A 13,540-nucleotide genomic window follows, 5' to 3' on the forward strand; every position below is an offset into this window, starting at 1 on the left:
CCCTTCCGATCATCGAGACGACGCAGCTCCTCAAAGATACGGCAGGTGTGCCCTGGCTCACTCGCACCGGGCTCACCGACGGCCCGGGCGCCCCCGGTCAGCCCTGTCCGCCGCCCGGCAGCAGGTGGACGACATCGCCCGCGCCCACCGCTTCCTCCCCGCCCGGCCCGGCGATCACCAGCCGTCCGTCGCCGTCGACCGCCACCGCCGTACCGGAGAGTTCCCGGCCGCCGGGCAGCTCGGCCCGGACCTGGCGGCCCAGGGTGGCGCAGCCGGCCGCGTAGGTCTGCTGGAGACGGGAGGCGGCCGGGTCGCCGCCGGCCTCGCGCCAGGCCTCGTACCAGTCGGCGATCGAGCGCAGCACGGCCCGCAGCAGCGGGTCGCGGTCGGTGCCCTGGGCGCCGGCCAGCGCCAGCGAGGCTGCGGTGGGGACCGGCAGCTCCTCGGCGCGCAGCGTGACATTGAGGCCGATACCGATGACCACGGCGGTGCCGACCCGCTCGGCGAGGAGGCCGGCCGCCTTGCGCTCCTCGCCCCCGACGGTGACCAGCAGGTCGTTGGGCCACTTCAGCGCCGTGTCGACGCCGGCCGCCCGGGACAGCGCGGTGGCGGTGGCGACGCCGGCCAGCAGCGGCAGCCAGCCCCAGCGGTGCACGGGCACCGGCTGGCGGTCGCCCGAGGGCTCGCCCGGCCGGAGCAGCACCGAGAAGAACAGCCCGGAGCGGGCCGGCGCGGTCCACCGCCGGTCGAGCCTGCCGCGGCCGGCGGTCTGCTCCTCGGCGATCAGCACCGCCCCCTCGGGGGCGCCGTGTTCGGCCCGGACGACGAGGTCGGTGTTGGTGGAGCCGGTGGCCTCCACCACGTCGAGGTCGGTCCACAGGCCGTCCGGGACGACGACCGCCCGGCGCAGCGCGGAGGCGTTGAGGGGCGGTCGTTCCAGATCGGACCAGCGGTTGCGCGTCATGGCCTCACCCTACGAGGGCGCCCCGGCGTCCCCGGGTCCGCGCGGCCCCGGGGGTGTGTCGAACGCCGCAGTGCCCGTACCCGAGCGTCGCCATTACGCTACACAGCAGCGTTACCCGTCAGTCATTTCAGCGGGCGGAGGGAACGTCACCGTTCGATCCGCCGAGAGCAGGAGAGCCGCCTCCATGGCCGAGCCGGAGTACGACATCCACACGACCGCGGGGAAGCTCGCCGACCTGCGCCACCGTATCGAGGCGGCGACGCACGCCGGTTCGGGGCGGGCGGTGGAGAAGCAGCACGCCAAGGGCAAGCTGACCGCCCGGGAGCGGATCGAACTGCTCCTGGACGAGGGGTCGTTCACCGAGCTGGACGAACTGGCGCGGCATCGCTCCACCAACTTCGGCCTGGCCGAGAACCGGCCGTACGGCGATGGCGTGGTGACCGGCTACGGCACGGTCGAGGGCCGCCCGGTGGCGGTCTTCTCGCAGGACTTCACGGTGTTCGGCGGCGCGCTGGGCGAGGTGTACGGCGAGAAGATCGTCAAGGTGATGGACTTCGCGATGAAGACCGGCTGTCCGATGATCGGCATCAACGACTCGGGCGGCGCGCGGATCCAGGAGGGCGTCACCTCGCTGGGGATGTACGGCGAGATCTTCCGCCGCAACACCCATGCCTCCGGGGTGATCCCGCAGATCAGCCTGATCGTCGGCCCGTGCGCCGGCGGCGCGGTCTACTCCCCCGCGATCACCGACTTCGTGGTGATGGTCGATCAGACCTCGCACATGTTCATCACCGGTCCCGATGTGATCAAGACGGTGACCGGCGAGGACGTCGGCATGGAGGAGCTGGGCGGCGCCCGCACCCACAACACCACCTCGGGCAACGCCCATCACCTGTCCGGTGACGAGAAGGACGCCTTCGAGTACGTCAAGGCGCTGCTGTCCTACCTGCCGAGCAACAACCTGGAGGAACCGCCGGCCTTCCCGGCCGAGGGGGACCTGACGGTCACCGACGAGGACCTCGAACTCGACCTGCTGATCCCGGACTCGGCGAATCAGCCCTACGACATGCACAAGGTCATCGGGCATGTCCTGGACGACGGGGAGTTCCTGGAGACCCAGAGCCTGTTCGCCCCGAACATCGTCACCGGCTTCGGCCGTATCGAGGGCCGCCCGGTGGGCGTGGTCGCCAACCAGCCGCTGCAGTTCGCCGGCTGCCTGGACATCGACGCCTCGGAGAAGGCAGCGCGTTTCGTCCGGACCTGCGACAGCTTCAACATCCCGGTGATCACCTTCGTCGACGTCCCCGGATTCCTTCCGGGCACCAGCCAGGAATGGGACGGCATCATCCGCCGCGGCGCCAAACTGATCTACGCGTACGCCGAGGCGACCGTTCCGCTGATCACGATCATCACCCGAAAGGCTTACGGCGGCGCCTACGACGTGATGGGCTCCAAGCACCTGGGCGCGGACCTCAATCTGGCCTGGCCGACCGCGCAGATCGCGGTGATGGGCTCGCAGGGCGCGGTGAACATCCTCTACCGCCGCACCCTGGCGGAGGCCGCGACCCCGGAGGAGGCCGAGGAGTTGCGGCAGCGGTTCATCACCGAGTACGAGGACACACTGCTCAATCCGTACGTGGCGGCCGAACGCGGCTATGTGGACGCGGTGATCGCGCCGTCCAAGACCCGGGCCCAACTGGTGAAGGCGCTGCGGACGCTCCGCAACAAGCGGGAGAGCCTACCCCCTAAGAAGCACGGGAACATTCCGTTGTAGGGGGTAGGCGCCTCAGCAGGCACAGCTGTCCAACCTGTCGTATCCCTTACAGCCATCGCAGTCGACACAGCCGACACAGCCGACAGAGTCGTCCCGTTGTGGAGAACAGGAGTGGTCCCGTGGTGATCAAGGTGGAGCGGGGAAGTCCGACCCCGGAGGAACTGGCGGCCGTGGTGGCCTTGGTCCAGGCGCGGGCCGCGGCGCTGGAGTCGGCCGCCGACAGCCCGGAGAGCCTGGCCGCCTGGGCCGACCCGGCCCGCGGCACGCTGCGTCGCACCCCCCGTCCGGGCCCCGGCGCCTGGCGGATGTCGGTGTGGCCGGCGTAAACCACCGTTACGGGTGAGACTGAGCCCCGCTTCTGAGTACGGATACTCAGGCGCGGGGCTTCACCTCGGCGCAACCCTGGGGACATGCTGTGGTCGGACGATCGACACGAGGGTCCCCCGGAGGACATGCGCCGCGCGCAGACGATGCTGCGCCGGGCCATGGTGCTGATCGCGTTCGCCGCCGCGGTGGTGATGGCGCTGGCCGCCTGGCGGGCCTGAGCGCGGCGGGCACGGTGGGAGCCTTCGGTGCCGTGGGTGCGCTGGGAGCCTTCGGTGCGGTGGGCGCCCGGCGGGACGTGATCGCGCGGTTCCCTACGATGTCCGGGTGACTTCCTCCCGTGTCCTCGTGCTCGCCTCCGCCTCCCCCGCCCGGCTCGGTCTGCTGAAGCAGGCCGGGTTCGACCCGCGTGTCCTGGTGAGCGGGGTGGACGAGGAGGCGATCACCGCGCCGACCCCCGCCGAACTCGCCCGGGTGCTGGCGGTGGCCAAGGCCGAGGCGGTGGCCGGCGGCGGTCTGCTGGACGGCGGTGAGCTGGTGGTCGGCTGCGACTCGGTCCTGGAGCTGGACGACCGGGCGCTGGGCAAGCCCAAGGACGCGGCCGAGGCCGTCGAGCGCTGGCGGGCGATGCGCGGCCGCAGCGGGGTGCTGCGGACGGGCCACTGCGTGATCGACACCCTGACCGGCCGTCAGGTGTCGCGGACCGGTTCGACGACCGTACGGTTCGGGACGCCGGACGACGCCGAGGTGGCCGCGTATGTGGCGAGCGGCGAGCCGCTGAACATGGCGGGCGCGTTCTCCATCGACGGCCGGGCGGCGCCGTTCGTCGAGGGCATCGACGGCGACTCGGGGAACGTGATCGGGCTGTCGCTCCCGCTGCTGCGGCGGCTGCTGGCCGAACTGGACGTACGGATCACGGATCTGTGGGTGTGACAGCCCGGCCCCGCCGTTCGGGGAGCGGCGGGCCGGCTCAGGCGGTGGCCGGGGGCGCGGCCGGCGGCGCCTCATCCGGCCGCGGCCGGTCCTCCGGCGCGTACTGCACCAGGGTGGCGACCAGTCCGGCCAGCACGGCCATCATCACGGCGAACGCCCACCAGCCGACCAGGCCGACCACCACCGCGCCGACCACGCCGTGCACCACCGCGCAGCCGATGAGCACGATCCGGCCGAGCCGCCCGGCCGTCCGGTCGCGCCAGGCGATCCGGGCCACCAGCAGCGCGCAGCCCGCCAGGAACAGCCCGAACACCGCGCCGCCCGCCCAGGATCCGAGCGCCATCTCGTCGGTGCCGAGTCCGGCCAGGGACATCTGCTGGTGCTTCACCGCCAGGCCCAGCACCCAGTTCACGAAGGCGACCGTGAGCGCTTCCAGAACCAGCGCCACCGCCGTGCCGGCGGCTATCCCTCTGCGCATGTCCTGTCTCCCCGCTCTCCCGGGTGTCCCAGCGGCGGACACCGCCCGGGAGGTTACCCCGGGTACTTCGCGGTCTGCACGCTACTCACGGGTACCGTCAACGACAAGAGGTCCCGGACCGGCACTCGTTGGGGATCCGCCCGGGTATCCGCCCAGAGATCCGGGGTCGAAAATTTTCCGGGCTCTCTTCGTAGGGTTTCTACAAAAGAAGCCCGGATGGAGCATCCGATCCCTTCCGAGATCCGCCGCACAGCGGGGAGTGCGGGACATGGCCCCTGGCCGGGTCGTACCGTGGACTGAGCGGGCTTTCAGGGGTTGTTCAGGCCCTTGGATCACCCTCCGTGTGGGCAAGCTCACCGCAGGGGTGCCTCGGCATCGAGTGTGGCCAGTACCTAAACTCGGCTTGTTTCAAGGAGGGAGTCATCGTGCGTAAGGTCCTTATCGCCAATCGCGGTGAAATCGCAGTTCGAGTCGCCCGTGCCTGCCGGGATGCGGGGATCGCCAGCGTGGCCGTCTACGCTGATCCCGATCGTGAAGCGCTGCATGTCCGCGTGGCCGACGAGGCCTACGCCCTGGGCGGTGACACACCCGGCAGCAGTTACCTGGACTTCGGCAAGGTGCTGGCGGCCGCCGCCGAATCGGGCGCCGACGCGGTCCATCCCGGCTACGGATTCCTGTCGGAGAACGCGGAGTTCGCCCAGGCCGTCCTGGACGCCGGCCTGACCTGGATCGGACCGCCGCCGCAGGCCATCCGCGATCTGGGCGACAAGGTGGCGGCCCGTCACATCGCCCAGCGCGCCGGGGCCCCGCTGGTGGCCGGCACCCCCGACCCGGTCTCGGGTTCGGACGAGGTGGTGGCCTTCGCCCAGGAGCACGGCCTGCCCATCGCCATCAAGGCCGCCTTCGGCGGTGGCGGACGCGGCCTGAAGGTCGCCCGCACCCTCGAAGAGGTCCCCGAGCTCTACGACTCGGCGGTACGCGAGGCGGTCGCCGCGTTCGGCCGCGGCGAGTGCTTCGTGGAGCGCTATCTCGACCGCCCGCGCCACGTCGAGACCCAGTGCCTGGCCGACACCCACGGCAATGTCGTGGTCGTCTCCACCCGCGACTGCTCGCTCCAGCGGCGCCACCAGAAGCTGGTCGAGGAAGCGCCGGCGCCCTGGCTGACCGAGGAGCAGAACACCCAGCTCTACACCGCGTCCAAGGCGATCCTGCGCGAAGCGGGCTATGTCGGGGCCGGCACCTGCGAGTTCCTGGTCGGCCAGGACGGCACGATCTCCTTCCTGGAGGTCAACACCCGCCTCCAGGTCGAGCACCCCGTCACCGAGGAGGTCTCCGGGATCGACCTGGTCCGGGAGATGTTCCGGATCGCCGACGGTGAGGCGCTCGGCTACGACGACCCGCCGCTGCGCGGTCACTCCTTCGAGTTCCGCATCAACGGCGAGGACCCCGGGCGCAATTTCCTGCCCGCCCCCGGCGTGGTCACCGCGTTCGCGCCGCCGAGCGGCCCCGGTGTCCGGCTGGACTCCGGCGTTGAGGCCGGCGCGGTCATCGGCCCGGCCTGGGACTCGCTGCTCGCCAAGCTCATCGTCAGCGGCGCCACCCGCGAGCAGGCCCTTCAGCGGGCGGCCCGCGCGCTGGCGGAGTTCCAGGTGGAGGGCATGGCCACCGCCATCCCCTTCCACCGCGCGGTGGTCGCCGACCCCGCCTTCGCGCCCAAGGACGGCCCCTTCACCATCCACACCCGCTGGATCGAGACCGAGTTCAACAACACGATTCCGCCGTTCACCGGGGCTTTCGTGGACGAGGAGGAGGCTCCCGGCCGCGAGACGGTGGTGGTCGAGGTCGGCGGCAAGCGGCTGGAGGTCTCGCTCCCGGCGTCGCTGGGCATGACGCTGGCGCGTACCGCGGCGGCGGGCGGCGCCAAGCCCAAGCGGCGGGCCGCCACGAAGGCGGCCAGCGCTGTCTCGGGTGACGCGCTGCCGTCCCCGATGCAGGGCACGATCGTCAAGGTCGCGGTCGAGGAGGGGCAGCAGGTCAAGGAGGGTGACCTGATCGTGGTCCTGGAGGCGATGAAGATGGAGCAGCCGCTGAACGCGCATCGCACGGGGACCGTGCTCGGGCTCAAGGCGGAGGTCGGTTCTTCGGTGTCCTCCGGCGCGATCATCTGCGAGATCAAGGACTGACCCCTACGGGGAGGTGGACCCGGTCCGCAGCCCCAGCCCCTCACGGCCGGACTCCGGACCACCGGCCGTGGGGGGCTGGTCGCGCAGTTCCCCGCGCCCCTACGGGGCTCGGAGTTTCCCCCCGGCGAGGTGCGCCCCGTCAGGGGCGCGGGGAACTGCGCGCTCAGCCGGGACCGGGCGTCAGTCCGAAGAAGACGCCAGGGGGCTGGGCCGGCGGGACCCGGCGCCCGCCACGGACTTGAGCGAGAGCGCCAGCACCAGCGACACCCCCGCGAAAACCGCCCCCGCGGCGAACGCCGCCGTCGCACCGTGGAGGAAGACATTGCCGTGGGCGTGGCGGGAGGCCGTGCCGAAGACGGTGACCAGGACGGAGAGTCCGACACTGCCGCCGACCTGCTGCATGGTCTGGAGGAGGCCGGATGCCGACCCCGCGTCCTTGGGCTCGACACCGGACAGGATGAAGGTGTTGAGCGGCATCATCGTGAAGCCCATCCCCACCCCGAACAGCAGCATCGGTCCGAGCAGCCCCGCCACGTACCCCTCGGACGCCGACAGCTGGGTGATCCACAGCCCCCCGCACAGCGTCAGCGTGATCCCGCTGGCGGCGGTCCGCTTCGCGCCGAACCGGGCGATGGCGCGCGGCGCCAGCCGGGCCGCGGCGAAGAGCATCGCGGCCAGGGGGACGAAGGCGAAGCCGGTCCGCAGCGGGCTGTAGTGCAGATACGTCTGGAGATACTGCGTGGTGAAGTAGAAGACGCCGAACATGCTGGCCGGCACGAGCAGCATCACGCAGTAGGCCAGCGCGCGGTTGCGGTCGGCGAACAGCCGCAGCACGACCAGCGGCCGGTCGGCCCGCAGCTCGTTGATCAGGAACGCGGCCAGCAGCGCGACCGCGATCACGAACGAGGTCAGCGCGCGCCCGTCACCCCAGCCGTTCTCGCCGACCCGGATGAAGCCGTAGGACAGCGAGGCCATCCCGAGCGTGCCGGTCAGCGCGCCGGCGATGTCGAACCGGCCGCCGCGGTGGCGTGCGGTCTCCTTGATGAAGCGGGGCGCGATCAGCACGATGGCGATGCCGATGGGGATGTTGATGAAGAACACCCAGCGCCAGGAGCCCCAGCCGGTGAGCATGCCGCCGACGGTGAGACCGATCGCGAAGCCGGCCCCGGCCACCGCCGAGAAGACGCTGAGCGCGCGGTTGCGCTCGCTGCCCTCGGTGAAGGAGGTGGCGATCAGCGCGAGGGTGCTGGGCGCGGCGAGCGCGGCGGCGGCGCCCTGGAGTCCGCGGGCGACCAGCAGCACGGTGGCGCTGGTGGCCAGGCCGCCAGCCACGGAGGCCAGGGTGAAGGCGGCCACCCCCCATACCAGGGCGGTGCGCCGGCCTATCAGGTCGCCGATCCGGCTGCCGAGCAGCAGCAGACCGCCGAACGCCAGCGTGTAGACGTTGAGCACCCAGGACATGCCGGTCGGCGTGAAGCCCAGGTCGAGGCTGAGTTTGGGCAGCGCGACGTTCACCACGGTGGCGTCGAGAAGCAGCATCAGCTGGGTGCCGATAATGGCGGCGAGGGCCAAGAATGGGTGGTGCCTGCGGGTGGGGGACGGCAGGCCGGTGGTGGTGGTCTGATCACGCGTGGTGGGCGTGGACATGGAAAGTAAGCCTCCAGCGGCGAGAGGTAAGCGGAGGGCGCCTCCGGTAACTATACGGAGCCAACCTCCGGTTCTACAATCACTACGGGGAACGCGGCGGAAACGGCCACTTCAGGAGGCATGAGGCATGCGGGCGGACGCGCAGCGCAATTACGACAGACTGCTCGACGAGGCCAGGCAGGCGTTCATCGTGCACGGCACCGATGTCGCCCTGGAGGACATCGCCCGGCACGCCCGGCTCGGCGTCGGCACCCTCTACCGCCATTTCCCCGACCGCTACGCGCTGATGAACGCCGTCTTCGAGCAGGAGGTCGAAGCGCTCGCCGCCCGCGGGCGCGAACTGCTCGGCGAGGAGGACTCGGCGGCGGCGCTCACCAAGTGGCTGCACGCGGTGGCCGCGCACTCCACCATCTACCGCGGGCTGGCCGCGGCCATCATGGAGGCGTCCGACGCGAAGATGCCCGCCTGCCGGACGAAGATGCCGACGACGGGCGGCTCGCTGCTGTGGCGGGCCCAGCAGGCGGGGACGATCCGGGCGGATGTGACGATCGGCGACCTGCTGAAGCTGACGTACGCGATCGTGGTGACCGCGGAGAAGAACACCGAGGACCGCGGGCTGTTCCGCCGGCTGATGTCGGTGATGACCGACGGCATCCGGACCCGCGACGCCGCGGAGGACACGGAGGACCCGGTGGACGCGCCCGCGGCGCAGGCACAACCGGCGGCGGCTCCGGCACCCGCCGGGCAGCAGGTCTAGCGGCGGCGGCTACCGGCGGCGGACGTCCGCCAGCCGCGGGGTGGGTGGCTGCTGGTCGGGGCCGCGGGGCGGCTGATGCCGTCTCGGGCCGGGCAGCGGGGTCTCACGGCGCGGCCGTCCGGTGGGGGTGTCGGTGCCCGGGGCCGGAGCCACCGCGATCTGCACCCCGCGATCGGCGAGCGCCTGCAACTCGGTGCCCGCCCGTTCGTCGTCGGCGGGCGGCTCGTCGGTCACCAGATGGGTGATCACATCCGTCGGCACCGTCTGGAACATGGTGTCGGCGCCGAGTTTGGTGTGGTCGGCCAGCACCACGACCTCGCCGGCCGCCTGGACCAGCGCCCGGTCCACGCTCGCGGCGAGCATGTTGGAGGTGCTCAGGCCGCGCTCGGCGGTCAGGCCCGCCCCGGACAGGAAGGCGCGCGAGACCCGCAGCCCTTGCAGGGACTGCTCGGCGCCGCTGCCCACCAGGCCGTAGTTGGAGCCGCGCAGGGTGCCGCCGGTCATCACCACCTCCACCCGGTTGGCGTGCGCGAGCGCCTGCGCGACCAGCAGCGAGTTGGTGACCACGGTCAGGCCCGGCACCCGGGCCAGCCGTCTGGCCAGCTCCTGGGTGGTGGTGCCGGCGCCGACCACGATGGCCTCGCCCTCGGCCACCAGACCGGCGGCGAGATCGGCGATCGCCGTCTTCTCGGCCGTCGCCAGGTGGGATTTCTGCGGGAATCCGGACTCGCGGGTGAAGCCACCCGGCAGCACCGCACCACCGTGCCGGCGGTCCAGCAGTCCTTCGGCCTCCAGGGCGCGTACGTCGCGGCGCACGGTCACTTCGGAGGTCTGGACGACCCGGGCGAGTTCACGAAGCGAGACCGCTCCGTTCGCCCGCACCATTTCCAGGATCAATTGGCGACGTTCTGCAGCGAACACGAAACCGACAGTAACCCCAACGACCGTCTGGTTTCAGCGTTTTGCACCGGATGACGGAAGTAGCACGTCAAACAGACCAGGAAGTGCTATGCCCCGACCGTGCGTTCGCACGCCGAAAGTGTTTGAAGTGCCGCGGGACGGATTCGGCGGCGGCCGGGGAGAGACGCGAAAACGCCCCGGACGCAGGGGAGATGCGCGGGATTCGGGTGCGGTGACGCTCAGCTGCCGTCGGCGCTCTTGCGGTTGTACAGCTGCCGTGCCACTTCGGCGACCGAACCGGACAGCGACGGATAGACGGTGAAGGCGTTGGCGATCTGCTCCACCGTCAGGCTGTTGTCGACCGCGATGGAGATCGGGTGGATCAGCTCGCTCGCCTTGGGCGCGACGATCACGCCGCCGACCACGATGCCGGTGCCCGGGCGGCAGAAGAGCTTCACGAAGCCGTCCCTGATGCCCTGCATCTTGGCCCGCGGGTTGCGCAGCAGCGGCAGCTTGACGACATTCGCCTCGATCCGCTTGCTGTCCACGTCGGCCTGGGTGTAGCCGACGGTGGCGATCTCCGGGTCGGTGAAGACGTTGGACGAGACGGTCTTGAGGTTGAGCGGGCCGACCGCGTCGCCCAGGAAGTGGTACATCGCGATCCGGCCCTGCATGGCGGCGACCGAGGCGAGCGCGAAGACACCGGTGACGTCGCCGGCCGCGTAGACGCCGGGGGCGCTGGTACGGGAGACCTTGTCGGTCCAGATGTGCCCGGACTCGGTCAGCTTCACGCCGGCCTCCTCCAGACCCATGCCGGTGCTGTTCGGGATGGCGCCGACCGCCATCAGGCAGTGCGTGCCGCTGATCACCCGGCCGTCGGCGAGGGCGACCTCCACCCGGTCGCCGACCCGCTTGACGGACTGGGCGCGGGAGCGGGCCATCACGTTCATGCCGCGGCGGCGGAAGACGTCCTCCAGCACGGCGGCGGCGTCCGGGTCCTCGCCGGGCAGCACCCGGTCGCGCGATGAGACCAATGTCACGGTGGAGCCGAGCGCCTGGTAGGCCCCGGCGAACTCGGCGCCGGTGACACCGGAGCCCACCACGATGAGTTCCTCGGGCAGCTCGTCCAGGTCGTAGACCTGTGTCCAGGTGAGGATGCGCTCGCCGTCGGGCCGGGCGTCCTCCAGCTCGCGCGGGCGGCCGCCGGTGGCCACCAGGACGGCGTCGGCGGTCAGCTCCTCGACCGTGCCGTCGGTGCCCTCGACCAGCACGGTGCGGGTGCCGTCGGTGGTCTGCGGGCCGCTGAGGCGGCCGTGGCCGCGTATGACCTTGGCGCCGGCCCGGGTCACGGAGGCGGCGATGTCGTGCGACTGGGCCAGCGCCAGGCGCTTGACCCGGCGGTTCACCTTGCCGAGGTCGACGCCGACCACCCGGGCGGAGCGCTCCAGCGGCGGTGTGTCGTCGGCCACGATGATGCCCAGCTCCTCGTAGGAGGAGTCGAAGGTCGTCATCACCTCGGCGGTGGCGATCAGCGTCTTGGACGGCACGCAGTCGGTCAGCACCGACGCGCCGCCCAGGCCGTCGCGGTCCACGACGGTCACCTCGGCGCCGAGCTGCGCCGCGACGAGCGCGGCCTCGTAGCCGCCGGGTCCGCCACCAATGATCACGATCCGAGTCACGTACCCCATTGTCCCGCACGCGCCAAGCATGTCCCGCCAGGGGGGCGGCTTCGGCCCGGGCGGGGCCGTATGCTCCGACTCGTCCGGGGGCACGGACCCGCTCCTTACGCCGGGCGCATCCCGCTCCCGTACCCTCATTTCCATGTCGCTCTACGCCGCCTACGGAAGCAACCTCGACGCGCGGCTGATGACGCGCCGCGCCCCGCACTCCCCGCTGCGCGGCACCGGGTGGCTCGACGGGTGGCGGCTGACCTTCGGGGGCGAGCAGATGGGCTGGGAGGGTGCGCTGGCCACCGTGGTCGAGTCGCCCGCCAGCCAGGTCTTCGTCGGCCTCTACGATGTCGCCCCGGTCGACGAGGAGTCCATGGACCGGTGGGAGGGGGTCCCGCTGGGCATCTACCGCCGCACCACGGTCCGCGTCCAGACGCTGGAGGGGGACGCCGCCGCGTGGCTCTTCGTCCTCAACGACTACGAGGGTGGGTTGCCTTCGGCGCGCTACCTGGGGGAGTTGGCTGACGCCGCGGAGTCGGCGGGGGCGCCGTACGACTACGTCATGGAGCTCCGCAAGCGGCCCTGCTAGTCCCTGCCGGGCCCTGCCGGGGGCTCAGCGGGGGCCTCGGACCCGCCGTAGTTCCCCGCCTCGATCCCCGGCCACCGGCCGGTGGGGCTTCCCGCGCAGTTCCCCGCGGGGCCCTGCGGGGCTCCGGACCCGCCGTAGTACCCCGCCTCGATCCCCGACCACCGGCCGGTGGGGCTTCTCGCGCAGTTCCCCGCGCCCCTATCGGGGCGCACCTCGCCGGGCGGGAGAGGTACGGGCCCCGAAGGGGCGCGGGGAACTGCGCGGCCAGCCCACCACGCACGCGCGGACGGGCACGGACCGAAAGGGGCAGGACACGACCCCGAAGGGGCGCGGGGAACTGCGCGGCCAGCCCACCACGCACGCGCGGACGGGCACGGACCGGAAGGGGCAGGACACGATCCCGAAGGGGCGCGGGGAACTGCGCGGGCGGGGGGCGGCTGCGCCTTGCCGGCGGAGGCGACCGCGCCGTCTACGCGCGTAGGACGTGACAGGTTACCCTCGTGCGCGTGAACGCTTCCGTGAACTCCGATCCCTACGCCGCGGCCGACGCCGCCGCCGCCCGCCTGCGCGAGCTGACCGGCGCCGATACCCATGACGTCGCCCTGGTGATGGGCTCGGGCTGGGTGCCCGCCGCCGATGGTCTGGGCGCCGCTGACCATGAGTTCGCGGTGACCGATCTGCCGGGATTCCCGGCCCCCGCGGTAGAGGGTCACGCCGGCCGGGTGCGGTCGGTACGGATCGGCGCGATCCGGGCGCTGGTGTTCCTCGGGCGCACCCATCTCTACGAGGGCCGGGGCGTCGCCACCGTCGTGCACGGAGTGCGGACCGCCATCGCCGGGGGCTGCAAGACCGTCGTGCTGACCAACGGCTGCGGCGGCCTGCACGCCGGCTTCCGCCCCGGCCAGCCCGTACTGATCAGCGACCACATCAATATGACCGCGACCTCACCCATCGTCGGCGCGAACTTCGTCGACCTCACCGACCTGTACTCACCGCGGCTGCGCGCCCTGTGCCGCGAGGTGGACCCCTCCCTGGAGGAGGGCGTCTACGTACAGCTCCCCGGCCCGCACTACGAGACGCCCGCCGAGATCGGCATGGTCCGGGCGATAGGCGGGGACCTGGTGGGCATGTCCACCGCGTTGGAGGCGATCGCCGCCCGCGAGGCCGGCGCGGAGGTGCTGGGCATCTCCCTGGTCACGAATCTGGCCGCCGGGATGACCGGCGAGCCGCTCAACCACGAGGAAGTCCTGGAGGCCGGACGGGAGTCGGCCGCCCGGATGGGGACGCTGCTGGCCCAGGTGCTGGGCCGGCTGTAGGCAGC

The 13,540-nt window shown here is 71.7% G+C and carries 13 protein-coding genes; 8 read left to right on the forward strand and 5 right to left on the reverse strand.

Translation table 11 applies throughout. From position 1 onward, the window contains the following. Positions 1–97 precede the first annotated feature (97 nt). Complete coding sequence (locus ACFO3J_RS14915) at positions 98–964, reverse strand: biotin--[acetyl-CoA-carboxylase] ligase (protein ID WP_386429867.1); 867 nt, start codon at positions 962–964, stop codon at positions 98–100. 184 nt (positions 965–1,148) lie between these two features. Here ACFO3J_RS14915 and ACFO3J_RS14920 point away from each other — a divergent pair, with 184 nt between their 5' ends. The 4 genes from ACFO3J_RS14920 to ACFO3J_RS14935 all read left to right on the forward strand — a co-directional run bounded on the left by ACFO3J_RS14920 (position 1,149) and on the right by ACFO3J_RS14935 (position 3,995). Then, the gene (locus tag ACFO3J_RS14920) at positions 1,149–2,738 is read left to right on the forward strand and encodes an acyl-CoA carboxylase subunit beta (protein WP_386429868.1); all 1,590 of its coding nucleotides are present in this window, start codon (positions 1,149–1,151) and stop codon (positions 2,736–2,738) included. A 119-nt stretch (positions 2,739–2,857) separates the two neighbouring features. Beyond that, positions 2,858–3,064, forward strand: coding sequence for an acyl-CoA carboxylase subunit epsilon (locus ACFO3J_RS14925; RefSeq protein ID WP_386429869.1), 207 nt, complete (start codon positions 2,858–2,860; stop codon positions 3,062–3,064). 84 nt (positions 3,065–3,148) lie between these two features. Then, complete coding sequence (mmpB, locus tag ACFO3J_RS14930) at positions 3,149–3,283, forward strand: morphogenic membrane protein MmpB (RefSeq protein ID WP_386429870.1); 135 nt, start codon at positions 3,149–3,151, stop codon at positions 3,281–3,283. Positions 3,284–3,389: 106 nt separating this feature from the next. Continuing rightward, positions 3,390–3,995: a Maf family protein gene (locus ACFO3J_RS14935; RefSeq protein WP_386429871.1), complete on the forward strand. Its 606-nt coding sequence runs from the start codon at positions 3,390–3,392 to the stop codon at positions 3,993–3,995. Between the two features lie 37 nt (positions 3,996–4,032). Here ACFO3J_RS14935 and ACFO3J_RS14940 read toward each other — a convergent pair whose 3' ends face one another. Beyond that, a complete protein-coding gene (locus ACFO3J_RS14940) occupies positions 4,033–4,473 on the reverse strand; it encodes a hypothetical protein (RefSeq protein WP_386429872.1) in 441 nt (146 codons plus the stop codon). A gap of 425 nt (positions 4,474–4,898) precedes the next feature. Between ACFO3J_RS14940 and ACFO3J_RS14945 the strand changes: the two genes are divergently transcribed. Continuing rightward, on the forward strand, positions 4,899–6,656 hold the full coding sequence (locus ACFO3J_RS14945; RefSeq protein ID WP_386429873.1) for an acetyl/propionyl/methylcrotonyl-CoA carboxylase subunit alpha: 1,758 nt from the start codon (positions 4,899–4,901) through the stop codon (positions 6,654–6,656). A 180-nt stretch (positions 6,657–6,836) separates the two neighbouring features. Here the strand turns inward: ACFO3J_RS14945 and ACFO3J_RS14950 are convergent, their stop codons facing one another. Continuing rightward, the gene (locus ACFO3J_RS14950; protein WP_386429874.1) at positions 6,837–8,303 is read right to left on the reverse strand and encodes an MFS transporter; all 1,467 of its coding nucleotides are present in this window, start codon (positions 8,301–8,303) and stop codon (positions 6,837–6,839) included. Between the two features lie 127 nt (positions 8,304–8,430). Here ACFO3J_RS14950 and ACFO3J_RS14955 point away from each other — a divergent pair, with 127 nt between their 5' ends. Next, the gene (locus ACFO3J_RS14955; protein WP_386429875.1) at positions 8,431–9,060 is read left to right on the forward strand and encodes a TetR/AcrR family transcriptional regulator; all 630 of its coding nucleotides are present in this window, start codon (positions 8,431–8,433) and stop codon (positions 9,058–9,060) included. 9 nt (positions 9,061–9,069) lie between these two features. On the opposite strand, the gene ACFO3J_RS14960 is transcribed toward ACFO3J_RS14955, so the two are convergent. Beyond that, a complete protein-coding gene (locus ACFO3J_RS14960) occupies positions 9,070–9,945 on the reverse strand; it encodes a DeoR/GlpR family DNA-binding transcription regulator (protein WP_386430219.1) in 876 nt (291 codons plus the stop codon). A gap of 254 nt (positions 9,946–10,199) precedes the next feature. After that, positions 10,200–11,648, reverse strand: coding sequence for an NAD(P)H-quinone dehydrogenase (locus tag ACFO3J_RS14965; protein ID WP_386429876.1), 1,449 nt, complete (start codon positions 11,646–11,648; stop codon positions 10,200–10,202). Positions 11,649–11,781: 133 nt separating this feature from the next. Between ACFO3J_RS14965 and ACFO3J_RS14970 the strand changes: the two genes are divergently transcribed. After that, positions 11,782–12,219 (forward strand): gamma-glutamylcyclotransferase, encoded by a 438-nt coding sequence (locus ACFO3J_RS14970; protein ID WP_386429877.1) that lies wholly within the window; start codon positions 11,782–11,784, stop codon positions 12,217–12,219. A 500-nt stretch (positions 12,220–12,719) separates the two neighbouring features. Next, complete coding sequence (locus tag ACFO3J_RS14975; RefSeq protein WP_386429878.1) at positions 12,720–13,535, forward strand: purine-nucleoside phosphorylase; 816 nt, start codon at positions 12,720–12,722, stop codon at positions 13,533–13,535. Positions 13,536–13,540: the final 5 nt, after the last annotated feature.

The sequence above is a fragment of the Streptomyces polygonati genome, from assembly GCF_042650325.1.
GTDB classification, from domain to species: Bacteria; Actinomycetota; Actinomycetes; order Streptomycetales; family Streptomycetaceae; genus Actinacidiphila; species Actinacidiphila polygonati.